This window comes from Rhodococcus sp. C3V (assembly GCF_029269915.1).
Lineage (GTDB): Bacteria > Actinomycetota > Actinomycetes > Mycobacteriales > Mycobacteriaceae > Rhodococcus_F > Rhodococcus_F qingshengii.
The window spans coordinates 69,341-90,200 of record NZ_JARJBE010000014.1; the positions used below are offsets into that span (position 1 = coordinate 69,341).

Annotated in this window: 21 protein-coding genes and 6 tRNA genes; 15 read left to right on the forward strand and 12 right to left on the reverse strand. The window is 63.0% G+C overall.

The features are described 5' to 3' along the window. Positions 1–31: 31 nt before the first annotated feature. Genes P3G66_RS27445 through P3G66_RS27455 form a run of 3 tightly spaced genes read left to right on the forward strand, consistent with a single transcriptional unit; the run spans position 32 to position 1,729 of the window. The gene (locus P3G66_RS27445; protein ID WP_223304570.1) at positions 32–505 is read left to right on the forward strand and encodes a YbaB/EbfC family nucleoid-associated protein; all 474 of its coding nucleotides are present in this window, start codon (positions 32–34) and stop codon (positions 503–505) included. Further along, positions 498–809: a hypothetical protein gene (locus P3G66_RS27450; RefSeq protein WP_003942588.1), complete on the forward strand. Its 312-nt coding sequence runs from the start codon at positions 498–500 to the stop codon at positions 807–809. Before P3G66_RS27445 ends, P3G66_RS27450 begins: the two co-directional genes overlap by 8 nt. Further along, on the forward strand, positions 809–1,729 hold the full coding sequence (locus P3G66_RS27455; RefSeq protein ID WP_214514331.1) for a hypothetical protein: 921 nt from the start codon (positions 809–811) through the stop codon (positions 1,727–1,729). The genes P3G66_RS27450 and P3G66_RS27455 overlap by 1 nt, the downstream gene beginning before the upstream one ends. 54 nt (positions 1,730–1,783) lie before the next feature. On the opposite strand, the gene msrB is transcribed toward P3G66_RS27455, so the two are convergent. Genes msrB through P3G66_RS27475 form a run of 4 tightly spaced genes read right to left on the reverse strand, consistent with a single transcriptional unit; the run spans position 1,784 to position 5,891 of the window. Next, complete coding sequence (gene msrB, locus P3G66_RS27460; RefSeq protein ID WP_276117385.1) at positions 1,784–2,215, reverse strand: peptide-methionine (R)-S-oxide reductase MsrB; 432 nt, start codon at positions 2,213–2,215, stop codon at positions 1,784–1,786. A gap of 9 nt (positions 2,216–2,224) precedes the next feature. Next, positions 2,225–3,508, reverse strand: a complete 1,284-nt coding sequence (locus P3G66_RS27465; protein WP_276117386.1) for a glycosyltransferase family 87 protein — start codon at positions 3,506–3,508, stop codon at positions 2,225–2,227. A 60-nt stretch (positions 3,509–3,568) separates the two neighbouring features. Further along, positions 3,569–5,122, reverse strand: coding sequence for an alpha/beta hydrolase (locus P3G66_RS27470; protein ID WP_276117387.1), 1,554 nt, complete (start codon positions 5,120–5,122; stop codon positions 3,569–3,571). 19 nt (positions 5,123–5,141) lie between these two features. After that, positions 5,142–5,891: a pyrimidine reductase family protein gene (locus tag P3G66_RS27475; protein ID WP_276117388.1), complete on the reverse strand. Its 750-nt coding sequence runs from the start codon at positions 5,889–5,891 to the stop codon at positions 5,142–5,144. Positions 5,892–5,934: 43 nt separating this feature from the next. On the opposite strand from P3G66_RS27475, the gene zapE reads away from it, so the two are divergent. After that, a complete protein-coding gene (zapE, locus tag P3G66_RS27480; protein ID WP_003942629.1) occupies positions 5,935–6,951 on the forward strand; it encodes a cell division protein ZapE in 1,017 nt (338 codons plus the stop codon). A gap of 12 nt (positions 6,952–6,963) precedes the next feature. Here the strand turns inward: zapE and P3G66_RS27485 are convergent, their stop codons facing one another. Then, positions 6,964–7,497 (reverse strand): GNAT family N-acetyltransferase, encoded by a 534-nt coding sequence (locus P3G66_RS27485; protein ID WP_003942603.1) that lies wholly within the window; start codon positions 7,495–7,497, stop codon positions 6,964–6,966. Between the two features lie 67 nt (positions 7,498–7,564). Then, complete coding sequence (locus P3G66_RS27490; protein ID WP_276117389.1) at positions 7,565–8,761, reverse strand: MFS transporter; 1,197 nt, start codon at positions 8,759–8,761, stop codon at positions 7,565–7,567. A gap of 116 nt (positions 8,762–8,877) precedes the next feature. On the opposite strand from P3G66_RS27490, the gene P3G66_RS27495 reads away from it, so the two are divergent. Continuing rightward, entirely contained in the window at positions 8,878–10,263 is a 1,386-nt protein-coding gene (locus P3G66_RS27495) for a GH1 family beta-glucosidase (RefSeq protein ID WP_276117390.1), read from the forward strand. A gap of 174 nt (positions 10,264–10,437) precedes the next feature. Continuing rightward, entirely contained in the window at positions 10,438–10,914 is a 477-nt protein-coding gene (locus P3G66_RS27500) for an alpha-isopropylmalate synthase regulatory domain-containing protein (protein WP_054781939.1), read from the forward strand. 146 nt (positions 10,915–11,060) lie between these two features. Here the strand turns inward: P3G66_RS27500 and P3G66_RS27505 are convergent. From P3G66_RS27505 to P3G66_RS27525, 5 genes are all read right to left on the reverse strand, one after another. Further along, a tRNA-Val gene (locus tag P3G66_RS27505) sits at positions 11,061–11,135 on the reverse strand. Between the two features lie 16 nt (positions 11,136–11,151). Beyond that, a tRNA-Gly gene (locus P3G66_RS27510) sits at positions 11,152–11,227 on the reverse strand. A 92-nt stretch (positions 11,228–11,319) separates the two neighbouring features. Next, positions 11,320–11,394, reverse strand: a tRNA-Val gene (locus P3G66_RS27515). A 1-nt stretch (position 11,395) separates the two neighbouring features. Beyond that, positions 11,396–11,466 (reverse strand) — tRNA-Cys (locus P3G66_RS27520). Positions 11,467–11,491: 25 nt separating this feature from the next. Beyond that, positions 11,492–11,564 (reverse strand) — tRNA-Gly (locus tag P3G66_RS27525). Between the two features lie 293 nt (positions 11,565–11,857). Between P3G66_RS27525 and P3G66_RS27530 the strand changes: the two genes are divergently transcribed. From P3G66_RS27530 to pdxS, 9 genes are all read left to right on the forward strand, one after another. Continuing rightward, positions 11,858–11,929, forward strand: a tRNA-Val gene (locus tag P3G66_RS27530). Between the two features lie 246 nt (positions 11,930–12,175). Beyond that, the gene (locus P3G66_RS27535; RefSeq protein WP_085989954.1) at positions 12,176–12,586 is read left to right on the forward strand and encodes a TIGR02611 family protein; all 411 of its coding nucleotides are present in this window, start codon (positions 12,176–12,178) and stop codon (positions 12,584–12,586) included. A gap of 133 nt (positions 12,587–12,719) precedes the next feature. Then, positions 12,720–14,777: a threonine--tRNA ligase gene (gene thrS, locus P3G66_RS27540; RefSeq protein WP_276117391.1), complete on the forward strand. Its 2,058-nt coding sequence runs from the start codon at positions 12,720–12,722 to the stop codon at positions 14,775–14,777. After that, positions 14,774–15,328 carry an HIT domain-containing protein gene (locus P3G66_RS27545; protein WP_003943307.1) on the forward strand — a complete coding sequence of 185 codons (555 nt, stop codon included), beginning with the start codon at positions 14,774–14,776 and terminating at the stop codon, positions 15,326–15,328. Before thrS ends, P3G66_RS27545 begins: the two co-directional genes overlap by 4 nt. 81 nt (positions 15,329–15,409) lie before the next feature. Next, positions 15,410–16,087 (forward strand): phosphatidylinositol phosphate synthase, encoded by a 678-nt coding sequence (gene pgsA, locus P3G66_RS27550; RefSeq protein WP_037130749.1) that lies wholly within the window; start codon positions 15,410–15,412, stop codon positions 16,085–16,087. Further along, positions 16,084–16,986 (forward strand): phosphatidylinositol mannoside acyltransferase, encoded by a 903-nt coding sequence (locus P3G66_RS27555; protein ID WP_030536867.1) that lies wholly within the window; start codon positions 16,084–16,086, stop codon positions 16,984–16,986. The genes pgsA and P3G66_RS27555 overlap by 4 nt, the downstream gene beginning before the upstream one ends. Continuing rightward, positions 16,983–18,110, forward strand: coding sequence for a glycosyltransferase family 4 protein (locus P3G66_RS27560; RefSeq protein WP_003943332.1), 1,128 nt, complete (start codon positions 16,983–16,985; stop codon positions 18,108–18,110). Before P3G66_RS27555 ends, P3G66_RS27560 begins: the two co-directional genes overlap by 4 nt. Continuing rightward, positions 18,107–19,129, forward strand: coding sequence for an NUDIX domain-containing protein (locus P3G66_RS27565; RefSeq protein WP_042919908.1), 1,023 nt, complete (start codon positions 18,107–18,109; stop codon positions 19,127–19,129). The genes P3G66_RS27560 and P3G66_RS27565 overlap by 4 nt, the downstream gene beginning before the upstream one ends. 170 nt (positions 19,130–19,299) lie before the next feature. Continuing rightward, a complete protein-coding gene (pdxS, locus tag P3G66_RS27570; RefSeq protein WP_003943338.1) occupies positions 19,300–20,208 on the forward strand; it encodes a pyridoxal 5'-phosphate synthase lyase subunit PdxS in 909 nt (302 codons plus the stop codon). Positions 20,209–20,309: 101 nt separating this feature from the next. On the opposite strand, the gene P3G66_RS27575 is transcribed toward pdxS, so the two are convergent. After that, on the reverse strand, positions 20,310–20,786 hold the full coding sequence (locus tag P3G66_RS27575; protein WP_003943343.1) for a RidA family protein: 477 nt from the start codon (positions 20,784–20,786) through the stop codon (positions 20,310–20,312). Positions 20,787–20,860: the final 74 nt, after the last annotated feature.

The following is a 20,860-nucleotide window of genomic DNA, read 5'->3' on the forward strand; positions in this document are numbered from 1 at the left end:
GTGTCACGATCTATCGAAGGTGGGGGCCATCGTGAGTGCAGCGGATGTTGGTTCGATGCGGGGGCAAGTCGAAGTACTTCGGGCTCAGATCGATTCGATGCAGCACGTTCTGTTGGAGCGGACTCGATCGCTGGCGGACTTGCAGGAGAGGATCGCTCGAGCGACGGCGAGCGCGCGTTCGAGTGACGGCAGCGTGGAAATCGTCGTCGACGCCTCGGGGGCGGTGGTGGGAGTCGATCTCTCGGGGAGTTCTTACGCCAAGCATTCGCCGGCAGCGTTGGGGAATCTGATCCTGGCTACGGCCGCGTCTGCGGCAGAAGACATACGCCGACAGGTTGCCGAGATGACGAAGCCGCTCACGGAGGCGGCCGGAATCGACTTGCCGGACCTGGTTCCGGGCGTGCTCGGATTGCGCGAGATTCTCGAACCTCGTCCGAGCTCGACACCGGCTTCCTGCGACGAGAACTGGGACCGCACCGTTCTGAGGAGCTCCGGCAATGTCTGAACTGGGCGTGAATGTGGCCGCGATGAAAAGTGCTGCACCAGCCTTCGCGGTGGTCGCTGCTGATCTCGACGAGGCGCGGAGCGCTCTCGACGCAGTGGTCGCCGCCGAAGAGGGTTGCTGGGGCACTGACCAGTTCGGATCCGCATTCTCAGGCGCATATGTTCCCGGTGCTGAGTCAGCGGTCGGTGGGATGACGCTGGTCGCGGGCGCGCTGCGCGAATTGACCGCCACGCTGATCGAGATCACCGATCGTTTCGAATCGATCGACACCTCGCTTGCCGACGACATGGCGGGTGGGCTCTGATGGGACTCGAGATTCCAGGCTGGTTACAGGCGGTTGCGTCGGTCGCGGTGGGCAGTGACTGGCCGCAAGGAGACGAAACGGCACTGTGGAGGTTGGGTGATGCCTGGTCAGGCGCGGCTGATCGGATCGAGGCTTCGGCCGCTGCCGGTGGTTACGGATTGCAGGCAGTACTGGCATCGATCGACGGTCGAGCCGGCGACTCGTTGTCTCGGTATTGGTCGGAGGCCGGGGGAGTTGCGGAGGTCTTCGAGCGGTTGTCCTCTGCCGCGGCCGAACTGGGTCAGTCATGCACCGATACCGGCACGGACATCGAGTACACCAAACTGTCGATCCTCGCGGCGCTGGGCGCACTGGCGCTCGAGATTGCCGCCATGATGGCGGCTGCTGTCCCGACACTTGGTGTCAGTACCGCCGGGGTCGTGGCGGCTGAGGTCGCAACAACACTCACGGTCCGAATGTTGTTGCAGCAATTGTTGATACGAGTGATCGAGGCTGCGGCAGTGGAAGCTGCCGCTGCCGTCTTCTCCGGCCTCGCCATTCAACTCGGGCAGATGACGATGGATCATCGCCAGTCGATCGACGGTGGCAAGGTCGTGACCGAGGGGCGCGACGGTTTCATCAAGGGACTTGCGAACGGAGGGTTGAAGACGACGCCGGATCGTGTCGGCCCTGACCCGAACCCGCTCCCGACCGGTTCGCGAGTGCAGGAGATCGCGCGGGGCGCCTTCGACGACGCGGTGTCGGGAGCGTCCGCTGCGATCGTGACGAAGGAAGTCACGGGCGGCGACGCCTCGTTGACGGACATCACTTCCGGCGCGATCGGTGGCGGGATCGGTTCCGTCAAAGACGGCCTTGTCGCTCGCAACGAGGACCTGAATGCGGCCGGTCTGAGCCCGACTGCGCTGAACTGGGACTTCTGAGTTGAAAGTCTCGAATCGTGGGCTACCAGTGACACGGGGTAGCCCACGACCTGGCTACTGAGCGGGCTTGAGAACCAGCGAGATCGAGTTGATGCAGTACCGCTGATCGGTCGGCGTCGGGTATCCCTCGCCCTCGAAGACGTGACCGAGGTGGCTGTGGCACTTCTTGCAGATGACCTCGACCCGGCGCATTCCGAGTGAGCTGTCTTCTTTCAGGATCACGGCATCCGAATCCGCCGGATCGAAGAAGGACGGCCACCCGCAGTGCGATTCGAACTTCTCGGTGCTGCGGAACAGTTCGGCTCCGCAGGCCCGGCAGGAGTAGACACCTTCCGTGGTGGTGTCGGTGTACTCGCCGACGAAGGGGCGTTCGGTGCCGGCTTGGCGCAGGACGGCGAACTCCTCCGGCGTCAGTTTTTCGCGCCACTCGCTCTCGGTGTACGTGACCTCGGGTGTGCTGTTGATGCCATCGTGTGAAGAACTCATGCCTCCACGCTAATGCTTTGTCGCCGTTTCGGCTTCGTCGGCAGGTGAGACGGTATCGATTGGGGGATCGAGGAGGTAGGCGGGATCGATTCCCCGATCCAAGCGGCCCTCTCGACGCGCGACCAGATACCGGTATCCGAGGACACAGAAGATCACGATCAGCAGAAGGCTCCAGCCGAGGGTGCTCTTGGTGTATTCGGCCGCCCGGCCGAAGGTCGGCCAGCGGTTCGACCACCAGCTGTCGAACGTCATGAAGCCGTAGACCGCAAGCCACGCGGGCCAGTTCCGCATGACCGAGTTCTTGAGTACCACGGACATCAGGAGCGGGAGCAGCATCATCGAGTAGTACATCTGGCCGAGCGAGGGCAGCAGGAACGACGCGGTCATGATCACACCGGTCGCGGTGGTGAGGAAGAACAGTTCGTCGTTGCGGTAGTAGCGGTACAGGAGCCACAGAGAGACGACGACCATGGCGGCCAACACGACGCGCAAGAGCAGGATCAACCATTCGGGCAGACCGAAGTAAGCGCCGTTTCCGACAATCGAACTGTTGAAGTAGTCACGAGATTCGAGCAGGTACGGCACGGTGCGGCGGACGAAGTCCATCGGATCCGACGCCAGCGGCCATGCCACGACCGTGAGAATGAACGGGATGCCCAGGGCGGTGACGAACACCTTCCACTGACCGCGAACGAGTGGCAGCAGGAGCAGCGGCGCGAGAGTGGGTTTCACTGCGATGGTGAGACCGATCGCGGCGCCGGCCCACAGATCTTTCTTGCGCATCAGCAACAGGAGGAAGGCAACTTCGCCGAGCAGGACGAGGCCGTTGATGTTGGTGAACACCAACGTGTTGGTGACCGTCTCCGACATGAACGCGCCGAGCACCAGAATCGGCGCCGCGATGGAACTGATCGTCAGGTCGAACAAGCGCAACAGCAGGTAGAGAGCCACGAGAATGGCGACGGCATTGACACCGATGAACAGCCACCGTGAGCGCTCGGGATCGAGGATCGCCAGGGGTGCCATCAACAAGGAACCCGATGGTGGGTACAGGTAATGGGGGTCTACGGAGTTGAAATCTGCGGTGTAGACGTCGCGCCCGTTCCAGAACGCCAGCGCGGCGTTGTAGACCGGTCGGAAGTCATCGGTGATGGCGCCGTTGACTGCTGTGACGATGACACGATTGAGCACTGTCATCACGGCGATCGGCCACAAAACGAAGTTGACGACTTGTTGGGTTGTCCGCCCGGTACGCGGCTCGAGCTGTCGAAGGAACACTTCGGCACGGTACACCGGAGCAGGGTGTGATCGGGGGATGCACCCCTTTTCGGTCGTGGTGGACGAGCGCCCGAGTCAGGCCGGGCACACGCTTCCGTTACTGGGCAGGGAGGCGTCGCTGAGGTAGAGGCGCATCGCCTGTTGAGCGCACGTGGATTGTGCCGCGGGGTGACCCGCACCTTGCCAGTCCAGAGTTGCGAAGCGCGATCCTGCATTGGTCACGACGCCGGTGACGGTCGAGAGTCCGGAGTTCCCGACGGCCGGGTCACCCTGACCGCTCAGCACGAGGACTGGGGGCTTCAACTGATTCGGCAGGGGAGAGTTGGCGGTCGACGGCCAGCTGGCGCACGCCAGCAACCCGAGCGCGGCTTCTTGCCCGAACACCGGATAGTTGGTGCCCCACGTGTTCGCAAGCTCGCGCGCACGCCCGATGCCCGGCCATTGCATGCCGTCGGTGCATCGTCCGATGAACTGGCCGTCGCCGTCCACCTCGTTCTCCGCCCGGGCGGCGCGCTCTCGAATCGGTGAAGCGTTGCCGGTACCGAGCGCGGACAGAGCGTCGGACAGTGAGCGGGTCTCCTGCTCACGGTTGGTTCCGGCAGTCCACAGGCTCGCCGAAATCGCGTTCGACACCGCAGCGGCGGACAGCGGCTGGAATTCATCGGCTCGAGCGCGCTCCATCAAGTCCGTGACCGATTTCTTCGGATCAGGGCCGAGCGAGCACCCCAGCGCCACACATCGCTGAGCGAACGCGGTCAACGCGGCTTCCTCGCCCTGCACGCGACTCTCTGCCTCGGTGGCAGCGTCGGTGGCCACCGGAGCGGGAGAATCGAGGATCAACCTCGCGAGGTTGTTCGGGTGGGCCGCCGCATAGCTCAGCGCGATGTCCGAGCCGGACCCTGCCGACCACAGAGCGATGGTCTCGACGCCCCACCGCGTACGTAGAGCGTCGATGTCCTCGGCAGCGGAGTCCGCGCCGAACTTCAGTTCTTGAGGATCGAGATAGTCGGTACAGGCGATGGTTGCATCGTGACCGAGAGCGGCGACCGCGTCGGCGGCGTCGCCGGTGGAGTCCGCGTCGAACTGGCCCAGATCGTGAAGGCCGCGCCGAATCTCCGGCGTCATGCAGTCGATTGCGGTGGACATGTCGATTCCGCGGCGATCGAGGGCAACCACGGGATGTTCGGCGAGAACCGTGTTCAAGCCGGATGCGGCGAGCATGGCCAGAGAGTTTCCCGACGAACGATCGGTGCCCGATGTGAACACGATCGGATACGCGCCGGCAGGCGTCGACGAGGTCCGAGCGCGGGTCAAGCCGGCAGTGAAGTTGCCGTCGATGGCGCCGGTCACGTCGATGGGGGCATTGAATTCCGCGCATTCGAGAATGACGCCGGCGCTCGACGCCGCGAGAGCCTGGTCGGCGAGTGACGTGCCGGTGCAGTCTCGCCACGGTATGTCATCGGTCGGGACGCCAGGGTCAACCGGCGGCGCATCGGGCGACGGTCCCTCGCTCTGGGCAGGGCTGCCGTCGGTGCGGCCTTCGACCGCGACGGCGGGCCGAAGCGACGGACCGGCGCCGCACGCACAACACGTCGCGAGGACGACGGCCATCAAAGCAACTCTGCGCATGCCGACCAGAGTGCCAGGTTCACCGACGTGGCTGCTGACGAACCCATCGAGTGAGGATCGTGCCGTCCGTATCACCGAGAATGTGCGCGGGACGCATGGCTGTGGGCATTGCGTTGGGGGAGAGTGAGATTCGGCCGACTTTGCTCCCCACCAGTTGAGGTGACGTGGTGATGCAGAGTTCGTCGAAGGCATTGTCCTCGATCAACTGCCCGAAAAGTGACGGTCCGCCCTCGCACAGCACGCGACGGAGCTTGCGAGCCGACAATGCCCTGTCGATGTCGCCGCTGGTGACGTTCGGTGAGTCCGTCACCTCCACCTGCGCTCCGGCAGATCTCAGCGCCGAAATTGCCGCGGAGTCCGCGTCGCGACCGACAACAAGGATCGGTGGAACTTCGGTATCGCGAAGGAGTCGGCTTTCGGGGTCGATCGACGCGTGCGCCGAGACGACGAGGATCGGTGGGACCGGAGCGAGGCCGCTCGCCTTTCGTCGCGCCCGAGCTGCGTCCGAGACCTGCACACCCCCGTAGTTCTCGGCTCGCGCTGTGCCTGCGCCGACCACGACGACGTCACAGAGTTCGCGCAAGATCCCGAATACCGACTTGTCTGCAGGTGTGCCCAGTCCATGGCTCACTCCGTCGACGGAGACGCACCCGTCGATGCTGGAAACGAAGTTCACGCGCATCCAGGGTTGGGAGAGGTTCTCCGGATAGGCGTACAAGCCGCGGAGTTCGTCTTCGTGGCCTGGTGTGAAGTAGGTCGCAATATCCATACGGTGCACATGAGAGATCACATCACGTAGATACCCTTGACGGATGCATGAACGTCTTGTCGATCGCAGCCCGGTGGTACCCGCCGATCAACTGGTAGCTCAAATGGTGCCTCCCGCAATGTTCGACGAGGTGAGTTTTGCCTCCTACATTCCTGATCCGAAGGAACCGAGCCAGGCAGCTGCTGTCGCCAAGGCCGAGGAATTCTCCAAGCGCGTAACCAAGATCCGTAGTGGTGGACGCCGCGGACTGTTCGGCAAGAAGACCCAGGCGACCGGCGCCGGCCTGTACCTCGACGGCGGGTTCGGTGTCGGTAAGACTCACTTGCTGGCGTCGATCTTCCACAGCGTTCCGTCGCCGAAGGCTTTCGGAACCTTCGTCGAGCTGACACACGTCGTCGGCGCTCTCGGCTTCAACAAAGCGGTCGAAGCGCTCGCCGACCACAGCGTTCTCTGCATCGACGAGTTCGAGCTCGACGATCCGGGCGACACCATGCTCGTATCCCGCCTCCTTTCGGAGCTTTCCGCGCGCGGCGTGTCCATCGTCGCGACGTCGAACACGCTTCCCGGCCAGCTCGGGGAGGGTCGCTTCGCCGCCCAGGACTTCCTGCGCGAGATCAAGAAGCTCGGCTCGATCTTCGAGACGATTCGCGTCGACGGCCCCGACTACCGTCACCGCGATCTCCCGCCCGCACCCGAGCCCATCTCCTCGGAGGAGTTGGTCTCTCGGGCCGACGCCATCGACGGCGCCACGCTCGACAACTTCGACGAGCTGTGCAAGCACCTCAGCACCCTGCACCCGTCGCGGTACAACAAGCTGGTCGAGGGTGTGAAGGCCGTGTTCATCGACGGTGTCCACCCGGCAACGGATCAGTCCGTTGCACTGCGCATCGTGGTTCTCGCCGACCGCCTGTACGACGCGAGCATCCCGGTCACCGTTTCCGGCGCACGCCTCGACGAGATCTTCACTCCCGAGATGCTCGCCGGTGGGTACAAGAAGAAGTACCTGCGCGCGACCTCGCGTCTGCTCGCACTTTCTCGTTTCGAGGTCGCGGCCGGCTAGTCTGCACGCCTGTCAGCTGACGGGGCGCTCCATCACGAAATCGTGGTGGAGTTGTGCGCCCACGAGGAAAGTCTTCGTGCCGACCTGTGTGAAACCGTGCTTTGCGTAGAACTTCTGGGCGCGCAGGTTCTCCTGATTGACGCCCAGCCAGATCCCGGCACTTCCGCTGCGTCGTGCGTGGTCGACAACCGCGTCCATCAAGGATGCTGCCGCGCCGGTTCCGTGGTTACCCGGAAGCACGTACAACTTGCTGAGTTCCGTTGTCGGGCGAAGTGTCACAGCAGCTTTGACGTCCGGGTCGGCGGGCTCGTCGTCGACAAGCATCGCGTAGCCGACGATCGAACCGTCGCGAATGACCTTGAGAACGGTTCGCGTCGGATCGGTCAGGTACTCGGAGAACTTGTCGACGGAGAGAACGTTGTCGATGAAGGCGCTGATGTCGTCGTCGGATGCGTCCGGCGGACACGCCAGTGGAAATGTCACCGCTGCCACGTCGGCGATTGCTTCGGAATCCCAGATCCCGGCCCGGTCAACGGTGATCGTCACGTCAGTTTCTGCCTCTCGCGCACACAATTCGGTCGATCAAGTACACCACTTTCCTCGGGCGCAATGCTCAAGCGGCGTTCTCGGCGACCGGAGTTGTGGCTCGTTTCGGTGCGAACGCGGGAGCAAGAACTATCAAGATCGCGCAGAACGCCAGCGGAATCAGGAACCCGATTCGAAGGTCACTGAAGGCAGCGACCGCGCCGACGATGCCGCCGCCGACGACTGTGCCGACGTAGTTGAAGAGGTTGATGCGTGCGATCACCGCATCGACCTGATCCGGGGGAGCCATCCTGCCGGCAGCGCTGAAGCAGATCGGAGCGATCACCGGTACCCCGAGCCCGACGATGAGGAACCCGGCGATGGCAACGGCGGGAGATTGCGCGAGGACGACAACTGTCATACCGACTACGCCGATGAGAGAGCCGATCCGCACGACGGTGGTCTCACCGAATTTCCCGACCCAGTAGTCCCCGGTCAGTCGTGCGACAAGTGCCGCGATCTGATACGCCGCCACGGAAAGGGCAGCGGTCCCGGCGTCGGCGAGCAGTTCGTCCTTGACGTACAGAGTCGACCAGTTTCCGACGCTGAAGTCGACCGCGTAGAACAATGCCATCGCGACGCCGAGGAGGACGAAGGCGCGGGTGGGTACCGCGAATTTCGCGGTGCTCGTGATGTTTGCATCGGCAACCGGAGACTCGGAGCGATCGAGCAGTTGCGGGCCGAAGGCCAGAAGCATCAGTCCGACAACAACTCCCGCGATCACCTGCGTGACGCGGATCGAAATGTCGAGGCCCGCGGTTGCCGAGATGAACAGGGCGCCGACAATCGCTCCGACGCTCCAGGAAGCATGGAACGAGGAGAGGATGAAGCGGCCCTTGGCGTGTTGGATCGAGACTGCCTGCATGTTGGCGGCCGCGTCGACCATGCCGAGTCCGATGCCGTAGATCGCCAGGAAGATGAAAAACATCGCTGCGTTGGGCGCAATTCCGGTTGCCCCGCCGAAGACTGCGATGACAGCGAGCCCAGTTCGCAGGGTCATCTTGCTCGACGTTCTCACGGCCAGCATCTCGGCGAGCACGCTGCCGAGCCCGGCGATGACGGACACGGTGACAACCGCAACCACAACCAGTGTCTCGCTCAGCTCGAACAAGTCCTTGTACTGCGGCAGCTGCGTCAGAATGGCGGCGAGCAGAAATCCTTGAAGTCCGAAGCCCACCGAAGTGGCGATGCGAGCCCTCGTCAGGGTGCGGGTGTTATCCGTCATCAAGCAGGGCCTTTGTCTCGTTCGTTCGGTTAGGCCGAACGGTACTGGATCTTGATACTGGTCGAGTGTCCAACAAAGCTGCGTGTTTTGCACGGTTCTTTGATTAACTGACCGACATGACTCGGCAGCCGACACCAGAATTTCCGACTTCCTTCGTCTGGGGAACCGCCACTGCGGCCTATCAAATCGAAGGAGCTGTGGCCGAAGACGGTCGCGGACCGTCGATCTGGGACGAGTTCTGTGACCGTCCCGGTGTTGTCGTCGGGGGCGACACCGGGACGGTCGCTGCCGATCATTATCACCGCTGGGAGTCGGACATCGAGCTGATGAATCAGCTCGGGCTCGACGCTTATCGGCTGTCTCTGTCGTGGTCGCGCATTCTGCCCACCGGATCGGGGGCAGTGAATGCGAAGGGGCTCGACTTCTACGACCGCCTGATCGACCGACTGTGTTCGGCGGGAATTACTGCCGCTGTCACGCTCTTTCACTGGGATCTGCCCCTTGCCTTGCAGGAGCAGGGCGGCTGGATGAACCGCGACACCTCGTATCGGCTGGGGGAGTATGCGCAGGTCGTCGGCGAGCGGCTGTCGGATCGGGTCGGAATGTGGATGCCGCTCAACGAACCAGTTGTGCACACGCTTTACGGGCATGCCCTCGGAGTTCACGCCCCCGGACTGGCCTTGGGGTTCGAGGCTTTCCAAGCCGCACATCACCAGCTGCTCGGGCATGGCCTCGCTGTCGAAGCGCTTCGGGCAACCGGATGCACGAACATCGGAATCGCCTCGAACCATGCTCCGGTGCGTGCCGCTTCGGATTCGCCGGAAGACGTGATGGCTGCCGACATCTACGACCACGTCGTCAATTGGATGTTCGCCGACCCGGTTCTGGTCGGGAAGTACCCGGCCGACGAATTCGCTCAGCTGCTCAGCGGTCCTGTCGACGAGGACTTGAAAATCATCGGGGCGCCGCTCGACTGGTACGGGATCAACTACTACGAGCCGACGATGATCGCCGCTCCGGTGGAAGGCCAGGGGACCGAAGGTGTGCTCGAAGTCGACCTGCCCCCGGGCCTGCCCTTTGCCCCTGTCGCGATTACCGGTTATCCCACAACCGATTTCGGTTGGCCGATCGTTCCCGAGGGGCTGGGCGAGATCTTGCGGACGTTCCACGCCCGCTTCGGTGACGCACTGCCGCCGATCTACATCACCGAAAGCGGATGTTCATTCCACGACGCCCCGGATGCCGCAGGCGTCGTCGACGACGAAGCACGAATCGACTACCACGATGCGCACCTTCGCGCCCTCCGATCGGCAATGGACGACGGTGTCGACGTCCGCGGTTATTTTGTGTGGTCACTTCTCGACAACTTCGAATGGGCTGCGGGATACAAGGAGCGATTCGGCCTGGTACACGTCGATTTCGACACCCAGAAGCGCACACCGAAGACCTCGTTCGAGTGGTATCGCGCCCTGATCGCCGCGCATAAATCGGCTCAGGTCTGACCTGTGCGGAGGCGGTCCGGGTTGCATTCTCGAACCGGGCCGCCTAGCCTCGTCTCTCATGAAGCGAATTCTCGTAGTAAGCCGCCGTAGCGGGGTCTGAATCGGACCGACCCCTCGCTGCGGGTCGTCTTGCTACCAGTTGGTCCTCCACTTCATTCCAGGAAGACCACGATCATGACTTACAACTTCGCTTTCGCTTCTGATTCTTCTTCTGCTGCTGATCCCTTCGCGGCGCGTCACGGCAAATCTCTGCCCGCCGGCTTGCGTGCCGAATGCTCAGCGATGTCGTGGACCGAGTTCGAGTCCACGTATGCGGCTATGAGCGGCCCGATCCGTCTGGGTGCGTGGTCCTCCGAGAAGATTGCGCCGGGTCGTTGGACCTTCGAAGCGACTCTCGGTCTGGGGGAGCGTATCCAGAAAGCGTCCGCCACCTCGACCGGCGCGATCTCGGCCATGACGTCGATGCTGCACGACGCGGGAATCTCGCTCGAGATCTTGTCTTTCCATCAGCATCACATCGGCCACCGCACGGCTACGTTCATCTTCACCGAGTGCGACGGCCGTCGGAGCTGGGCGATGGGTATTGCGGAGTCGTCGACGGAGTCCTCGCTGCGCGCGATGACTTCGGCAGCGAACCGCTTCTCTCACTGAGCAGTTACAACAATCTGATCAGCTACATCAACCGCAGTACTGACGTGGATTCCCGAGGGGGCTTGCGTCAGTACTGCGGTTGATGTGTTCGGCGCTCGAACGCAAAAAGCCGGAACCCTGAGGTTCCGGCTTCTTGCATTCTCAAATGGTGCGCGATACTGGGATTGAACCAGTGACCTCTTCCGTGTCAGGGAAGCGCTCTCCCGCTGAGCTAATCGCGCGGGTTCTGGAGAAAAATGGAGCGGACGACGGGATTCGAACCCGCGACCCCAACCTTGGCAAGGTTGTGCGCTACCAGCTGCGCCACGTCCGCATGAGCAATGAACTCCGTTACCGGAACTCAGTACTTTTCTAACTTATCAGACCTGCAAGCAGGTCTTGACCGTCAGGCCCTAGGGCCTGACGTGGTGCGCGATACTGGGATTGAACCAGTGACCTCTTCCGTGTCAGGGAAGCGCTCTCCCGCTGAGCTAATCGCGCGAGGTGGAGACGGGAATCGAACCCGTGTGCACGGCTTTGCAGGCCGTTGCCTCACCACTCGGCCACTCCACCGTAAAAGGTTGAGTCACACCTCTCGAGCGGACGACGGGATTCGAACCCGCGACCCCAACCTTGGCAAGGTTGTGCGCTACCAGCTGCGCCACGTCCGCATCGCACCGTGTTGCTTGGGGAGCTGCTCGCTCTCCTCGGTGCGTTGGAAACATTAGCCGACCGTGTCGGATACACACAAATCACCAGCTCAGTGGCGTGTTCGGAGTCGAATCGGCCCGTCGCGCGCGTTGCAACTGTCCGTCTTGGCGATGAATACGGTCTGAAATCAGCTCGAATTCGTAGATTTCGGGGTCGCCTGGAGCAAAACGAATGCCAACCTGGTGATTCGTATTCATCGCGCAGCCGTGTTAATGTTCCAACTCGTTCGAGCGCATGCGTTCGGATGACTTACGGTCCCGTGGCTCAGTGGGAGAGCGTCCGCTTCACACGCGGAAGGTCGCTGGTTCGATCCCAGCCGGGACCACAGAAAAATACTGAAGGCGTTCCCGATCATCGGGGACGCCTTCAGTCGTTTGAGAGCACAGCTGTTTGAGAGCACAGCTGTTTGAGAGCACAGCTGTTCGAGGGGCAAGGTCGTTTCGGCATGCAGACCGTCGTCGCAGGTCGACGGGCGACGATTTCGGTAGCCTGGTCGAAGAGACATTTCGCGACCGAAAAGGTGACTGCTTTGAGTACCGAAAAGGTCGATTCTTCCGTCGACGATTCAGACCTGTCCGTCTTCCAGGACGCAGAGTCCCGCTGGGAGCGGTGGCGCGCGGGAATCGCCGCGCGGCCCACCCTCAATCTTGCGTACCGCATCGGCGTCGGAGTCGTGGGCACGATCGTGTTCGCCGCCGGCATCGTGGCTATTCCGTACCCCGGGCCCGGTTGGCTCATCGTTTTCGCCGGCCTCGGCATCCTGGCGTCGGAGTTCGCGTGGGCACATCGACTCCTTCATTTCGCGAAGGCTCGATACGACCGGTTCATGGAATGGTTCGGCAAGCAGTCGCTGTTCGTCAAAGGGTTGGGCGTTCTGTTCACCACAGTGATCGTCCTGGCGACTTTGTGGGTGCTCGGCACTTTCGGCCTGATCGGGACATGGGTGGGCCTGGACTACTCGTGGCTCGAGTCGCCGCTGTGAGTTGAACGCGGCCCGGTTTCCTTCACTCGGTTGTCTCACCATGTCGGTAGGGCCGATAACATGATCGTGCGCGTGCTCGCAGTGGGTACGACGCCTGTCTAACTTGTCGCAATACCTTTAGGAGCACATCGCCGTGACCAGTCCCGCGCCAGAGCACTCAGCCGCCCCACTTCGGGTGCCCGCGGGGACGACCGCCGGGACTGCAGTGCGCGAAGCCGGATACCCCACGAAGGGGCCCGACGTGATCGTCGTTGTCCGCGATGGCGAGGGAACGCTCAAGGATCTGTCGTGGACACCTGAGGTCGATGTCGACGTCGAGCCGGTGGCAGCATCCACCGAGGACGGCCGCAGCGTCATCCGGCACTCCGCGGCCCACGTCCTCGCGCAGGCGGTTCAGAAAGAATTCCCCGACGCGAAGCTCGGCATCGGTCCGCCGATCAAGGACGGCTTCTACTACGACTTCGCGGTGGACCGCCCGTTCACTCCGGAGGATCTGGCCAAGCTCGAAAAGCGTATGAAGCAGATCATCAAGGGATCACAGCGCTTTTCGCGTCGAGTGGTCGATTCGATCGAGGACGCTCGGGTCGAGTTGGCCGACGAGCCGTTCAAGCTCGAATTGATCGACGACAAGTCCGGTATCGACGATCCCGAGATCATGGAGGTGGGTGGCAACGAGCTGACCATCTACGACAATCTCGATCCTCGTACCGGCGACAAGATCTGGTCCGATCTGTGCCGCGGCCCGCACATTCCGACCACCAAGCACATCCCGGCCTTCAAGTTGACCCGAAGCTCCGCCGCCTACTGGCGTGGCAACCAGGACAACGCCGATCTTCAGCGTGTCTACGGCACCGCGTGGGAGTCCACCGAGGCTCAGGACGAATACCTCGAACTGCTCGCCGAGGCCGAGCGTCGTGATCACCGCAAGCTCGGTACCGAACTGGACCTCTTCAGCTTCCCCGACGAGCTCGGTTCGGGTCTGCCGGTGTTCCATCCCAAGGGCGGCATCATCCGCACCGAGATGGAGAACTACTCGCGCAGCCGCCACATCGAGGCGGGCTACGAGTTCGTCAACACTCCGCACATCACCAAGGGGCATCTGTACGAGGTTTCCGGTCACCTCGACTGGTACCGCGACGGCATGTTCCCGGCGATGCACGTCGACGAGGAACTGAACGAGGACGGCACCGTGCGCAAGCCGGGCCAGGACTACTACCTCAAGCCGATGAACTGCCCGATGCACAACCTGATCTTCCGTTCTCGCGGACGCTCGTACCGTGAATTGCCGTTGCGGCTCTTCGAATTCGGCTCGGTCTACCGCTACGAGAAGTCCGGCGTCATCCACGGACTGACCCGCGTGCGCGGCATGACCCAGGACGACGCTCACATCTACTGCACCCGTGAGCAGATGCGCGACGAGCTGACCACCACGCTGCAGTTCGTGCTGAACCTGCTCAAGGACTACGGCCTCGACGACTTCTACCTCGAGCTGTCCACCAAGAACCCGGACAAATTCGTCGGTAGCGACGACGTCTGGGAAGAGGCAACTGCAACTCTCGCCGAGGTCGGCGAAGCTTCCGGCCTGACTCTGGTGCCGGATCCGGGCGGAGCCGCCTTCTACGGTCCCAAGATCTCCGTTCAGGTCAAGGACGCACTCGGCCGCACCTGGCAGATGTCGACCATCCAGCTCGACTTCAACCTGCCCGAGCGGTTCGAGCTCGAATACACCGGCAACGACGGCGTCAAGACTCGTCCGGTCATGATCCACCGCGCGCTGTTCGGCTCGATCGAGCGGTTCTTCGGTGTCCTGACCGAGCACTACGCGGGCGCGTTCCCGGCGTGGCTGGCGCCGGTGCAGGTCGTCGGAATCCCGGTGGCCGAGGCCTTCGCCGATCACCTGTTCGACGTCACGAAGAAGCTCAAGGCAGCCGGTGTTCGCGCCGAGGTCGACTTCAGTGACGACCGTATGCAGAAGAAGATCCGAAACCACACCACGCAAAAGGTCCCGTTCATGCTCCTCGCGGGCGAGCGTGACGTGGAGGCCGGCGCGGTCAGCTTCCGTTTCCGCGACGGCACCCAGATCAACGGCATTCCCGTCGACGACGCCGTCCGGATCATCACCGAGTGGATCGGCCGCCGCGAGAACGCCTCGCCGACAGCCGAACTGGTGCAGCCAAGCGTGGCGCAGTGAGCGCCCCCGGTGACGACGGTCCGGGTTCGCTGATCGACCACGGCGTCGGCGATCCTGATCATTTGCAGCGCATTTGGTCGCCGCATCGGATGTCGTACATCACCGAGGCGCCCAACACCCCGGGCACGACGGGTGAACCGTTCATCGACATTCCGAAGATGTCGGACGAAGAAGGACTGATCGTTGCCCGCGGTGAGCATGTCTATGCGGTTCTGAACCTGTATCCGTACAACCCGGGGCACCTGATGGTGGTTCCGTACCGCAAGGTTGCGGCACTCGAAGACCTGACGCCGGAGGAGAGCGCCGAGTTGATGGCGTTCACCCAGCAGGCGTTGCGGGTGATCAAGAGCGTGTCGAATCCTCACGGATTCAACGTCGGCCTGAATCTCGGTGCCGCTGCGGGCGGTTCGCTGTCCGAGCACCTTCACCAACACGTAGTGCCACGTTGGGGCGGCGACGCCAACTTCATCACCGTGCTCGGTGGGGTCAAGGTGATGCCGCAATTGCTGCGGGAGACCAGGGGACTACTCGCCGGTGCCTGGCAACAATAGGTTGACGCATCCGGCTTCATGGCAGGATGCATTGCTGCAACGAGTTCCGAACCGGAACTCACGACGGGGAGGGTTCCTGCGGTGTTGAGCTTCTTCGGGCGCGCATCGGTGTCCAAGGTGACGGCACCTATGGGGAAGGCGCTGGTCAAGACCGGTCTGACGCCGGACTCGGTGACGGTGATCGGCACGGTGGCAAGCGTCGCCGGTGCGGTGACGCTGTTTCCGTCCGGACATCTGTTCTGGGGAACCATGTTCATCTGGTTCTTCGTCATGTTCGACATGCTCGACGGCGCAATGGCTCGTGCTCGCGGCGGCGGAACGCGGTACGGGGCGGTACTGGACGCGACCTGCGACCGCGTCGCCGACGGCGCGATTTTTGCCGGCCTGGCCTGGTGGGCGGTCTACCACGAGAACAGCAAGTGGCTGCTCGTCGCGACGCTCATCTGCCTCGTCACCTCGCAGGTCATCTCGTACGCGAAGGCGCGCGCGGAGGCGAGCGGGCTGACTGCGGACGGCGGGTGGATCGAGCGCCCGGACCGATTGATCATCGTGTTGGTCGGATCCGGCCTGACGGGTATGGGTCTTCCGTGGGCAATCCACATCGCGATGTGGGTACTTGCCGCCGGAAGCATCGTGACGGTCTTCCAGCGAGTGCTCGCGGTGCGCAATTCCCCTGGCGCCCGGGAACTTCTGCCGATCGCCCCGGCCGCATCGACGGTCGAAGGTGCGCCGAACACGGACGGCGAGGCAGAGAAATGAGCTTTGCCGAGCGTGCAACCGACCTGGGATACGCCGCGGGTTGGCGTCTGGTGCGAAGCCTGCCGGAATCGGTGGCGGTCAAGCTGTTCGACGCCGGAGCGGATTTCGCGGTACGCAAGGGCGGACCCGAACAACTCAGGAAGAACCTCGCGAGAGTTCTGGGCACGACGCCGGAGCAAGTTCCGGATCAGTTGATCAAGGATTCGATGCGCTCGTACGCCCGGTATTGGCGTGAGGCGTTTCGTCTTCCGTCGATGGACCTGGTCGCGACGGGTAAGGCGCTGCATGCGCTGGTCGAGGGCCAGGAACATCTGGAAAAGGCAATGGCGGCAGGTCATGGCGCGGTATTGGCGTTGCCGCACAGCGGTAATTGGGACATGGCCGGCGTGTGGTGCGTTCAGCAGTGGGGCGGGTTGACCTCCGTTGCCGAGCGGCTCAAGCCCGAATCCCTGTACGAACGGTTCGTCGACTATCGCGAGAGTCTCGGCTTCGAGATCTTCCCGCTCAGCGGCGGGGAGCATCCTCCGTTCGTCGAACTCTCCAAGCATCTGCGTGAGAACAAGATCGTGTGCCTGTTGGGGGAGCGCGATCTGGCGAAGAAGGGTGTGCCAGTCACGTTCTTCGGAGAACCCACTCGCATGCCCGCCGGCCCGGCGAAGCTCGCGATCGACACCGGCGCGCCGCTGCTACCGGTCCACTGCTGGTTCACACCCGACGGATGGGGCTTCAAGATCGACCCGCCGATCGACGTATCCGGCGGAGTCGGCCCGGCCACGCAAGCACTTGCCGACCGTTTCGCGGTCAACATCGCAGCGCACCCCGCTGACTGGCACATGCTTCAACCGCTGTGGCGCTCGGACCTTTCCGAATCGCGGCTCGCCCGCATGGAGGGTGAATGAAAATCGGCATGATCTGCCCGTACTCCTTCGACGTCCCCGGCGGCGTCCAGGCGCACGTGGTGGATCTGGCCGAGGTGCTGATCGAACGCGGCCACAAAGTGAGTGTGCTTGCGCCGTCGTCCGATGACGACGAGTTGCCGGATTTTGTGGTTTCCGCAGGTAAAGCCGTCGCGATTCCCTACAACGGTTCTGTTGCGCGGTTGTCTTTCGGCCCGACGGCGAACAACCGCCTCCGCAAGTTCATCGCGGAAGGTGACTTCGACGTTCTACATATCCACGAACCCAATGCGCCGAGTCTGTCCATGCTCGCGTTGCGCATCGCGGAAGGCCCGATCGTCGCCACCTTCCACACGTCGACCACGAAGTCGTTGGTGCTGAGCACGTTTCAGGGTGTCTTGGCTCCGTATCTCGAGAAGATCAGCGGCCGGATCGCAGTCTCGGAGTTGGCGCGTCGTTGGCAGGTCGAGTCTCTCGGATCCGACGCGGTCGAGATCCCCAACGGCGTCGATGTCGCAGCGTTTGCCGAGGCCGATCTGTTGCCCGGCTACCCGCGCGAAGGTGGAACCATTCTGTTCCTCGGTCGCTACGACGAACCGCGCAAGGGGATGGCCGTCCTCCTCGGTGCGCTGCCGGAGTTGGTCGAGCGTCACCCGGATCTCGAAGTGATCGTGGTCGGACGCGGCGACGAGGAGAAACTCCGCAAAGAGGCGGGTAAGTACTTCAAGCATCTCCGCCTGCTCGGGCAGGTCAGTGACGAGGAGAAGGCGTCGGCGCTTCGCAGTGCGGACGTCTACTGCGCGCCCAATCTCGGCGGTGAGAGCTTCGGGATCGTGCTGGTCGAGGCCATGGCGGCTGGCACTGCCGTCGTGGCCAGTGAGTTGGACGCTTTTCGCCGTGTTCTTCGCGACGGTCAGGCCGGCTTGCTGGTCCCCATCGGGAACTCCGATGCCTTGGCCGAGGCAATCGATTCCGTTCTCGGTGACCCGGATCGACGACGCGCGCTGGTCAACACCGCGACAAGTGTTGTTGCCGAATACGACTGGCCGGTGGTGGCCGAACAGATCCTGCGTGTCTACGAGACCGTCACGGTTGGCGGCACCGGCGTACGCGTGGTGGGTTCATGACCTTCTCCGCTCTGACGATCTTCATTCTCGGGCTTGTCGCTGCCGTCGTCCTGGTCGTCGGACTGTGGGCGTACGGGACGGCGAACCGACTCGATCGACTGCATGTGCGTTCGGATCAGTCGTGGTTGGCGCTCGATGCGGCTCTGTCCCGTCGTGCCGCGGTTGTCCGCGCGGCGGCTGTGGACATGAGCGCCGACGACGCCCGCAGATTCGTCACCTTGGCGGACGCCGCCGAACGTGCGGATCGTCAGGATCGCGAGCTTGCCGAGAACCGGCTGTCCAATGCTCTTGCTGCCTACGGCACGACGTCGCTGCGCCCTCAACTGGTGGCCGAGTTGGCCGATGCCGAAGCGCGCGTGCTGATCGCCCGGCGGTTCCACAACGACGCGGTGCGAGACACTCTCGCGTTGCGTACGCGTCGACTTGTTCGCTGGCTGCACCTCGGTGGAACGGCACCGCTGCCTCAGTATTTCGAGATCTCCGAGCGCACCACCGCGGCGGCAGTGCCCGAGGGCATCACCGTGGATACGTCACGGACCTCTGCCCGCGTGGTGATGCTGGACGAGGACGATCGGGTGCTGCTGTTGCGCGGCCACGATCCCAAGATCCCGAACACTTACTTCTGGTTCACCGTCGGCGGAGGGCTCGAACGGGGCGAACACCTACGGGCGGCTGCCGTTCGTGAGATCGAGGAGGAGACCGGATTCGTCGTGGCTCCGGAGAATCTGCGAGGTCCGCTCTGGCGTCGTGTGGCGATTTTCCCGTTCGACGGTGAGCTGATCCGTTCGGAAGAGCTGTTCTTTGCTACGCGCACTCACGGCTTCGAGCCGGTCTTCCAAGGCCACACCGAATTGGAGCAGCGTGCCATCACCGGCCATCGCTGGTGCAGCGCCGACGAGATCCGCCAATTGGCCAAGTCCGGTGAGCCGGTCTACCCGTTGGATCTGGCAAACCTCCTGGTGGAAGCGGCGACGATCGCGGACGGTACCGAGGATCCGGAAGTGCGTTCCATCCGCTGATCGTTCGGTCGTTCAGTGCTCGCGGCCGTTTAAGGCCAGCAATGGCAAATTGGATACGGAATCGAAGGCCGGTTCGTCCTAGAGTTCTGGCCAGAGGCCTCCGAGCGAATGAACTCGTGTGTTCGCCGTGCCTTGTTTCTTTTGTCACGCCACTACTGCAGGAGTTTGCTGTGAGCACCCCCGACTCTGCCCCCACCACCGCCATCGGCACCGCCCGCGTCAAGCGCGGCATGGCTGAAATGCTCAAGGGCGGTGTGATCATGGACGTGGTCACCGCTGAGCAGGCCAAGATCGCCGAAGACGCCGGCGCCGTTGCCGTCATGGCACTCGAGCGGGTCCCCGCAGACATTCGCGCACAGGGCGGCGTCTCGCGCATGAGCGACCCGGACATGATCGACAGCATCATCTCCACCGTGAGCATCCCCGTCATGGCCAAGGCACGCATCGGTCACTTCGTCGAGGCGCAGATCCTGCAGAGCCTCGGCGTCGACTACATCGACGAGTCCGAGGTCCTGACCCCGGCCGACTACGCCAACCACATCGACAAGTGGAAGTTCACCGCTCCCTTCGTCTGTGGCGCCACCAACCTCGGCGAAGCGCTCCGTCGCATCAACGAAGGCGCGGCCATGATCCGCTCGAAGGGTGAAGCAGGCACCGGAGACGTCTCCAACGCCACCACTCACATGCGCACCATCCGCGGCGAGATCCGCCGGTTGACCTCGCTGAGCGAGGACGAACTGTACGTAGCCGCCAAGGAACTGCAGGCCCCGTACGAACTGGTCGTCGAGGTCGCCAAGGCCGGCAAGCTGCCGGTCACCATGTTCACCGCCGGCGGCATCGCCACCCCGGCAGACGCTGCCATGATGATGCAGCTCGGCGCCGAGGGCGTGTTCGTCGGATCGGGCATCTTCAAGTCCGGCAACCCGAAGCAGCGCGCCGAGGCCATCGTCAAGGCCACCACGTTCTACGACGACCCGGACGTGCTCGCCAAGGTCTCGCGCGGACTCGGCGAGGCAATGGTCGGTATCAACGTCGACGACCTGCCCGTCGGACACCGCCTCGCAGAGCGCGGTTGGTGACAGCAGGTTCGACGACCGGGCTCAGTGCCTGAAAGTCCTCACAGACGAAGGGGCGGCGGTTGCGTTGGCAACCGCCGCCCCTTCGGGGTGTGGCAGACCGATCAGATGCTGTCCGATACCTCGAACACGAACTCGACCTCGACGGCACTGTTTCGGGGTAGTTCGGCGACGCCGATCGCTGAGCGGGCATGTTGTCCAGCGGTACCGAAGATCTCGGCCAGCAGGTCGGACGCACCGTTGATCACCTGAGGTTGCTGCGAGAATCCCGATCCGGAAGCAACAAATCCAACGACCTTGACGACCCGAACGATGCGGTCGAGACCGACCAAGGCATCAACGGCCGCGAGTCCGTTGAGAGTGCACAACCGCGCCGCCTGGGCGGCGTCTTCGACGGAGACACCTTCGCCCAACTTGCCGATGCACGTCGTAGTGCCGTCGACGAGCGGCAATTGCCCCGACGTGTAGACGTATGACCCCGTCTGAACGGCGGGAAGGTATGAACCTGCGGGGGTGGCAAGAGGCGGGAGGGTCAGGTCGAGTGCGGCGAGTCGTGCGGTCCAGGTACTGGCGTCGTTCATCGGTTCCTCAATGGGTTCTTTTGTCCGGGAATGGTGTTCGAGTCTGTCATCGGGGCTCTCTGCAAGTCCAAGTC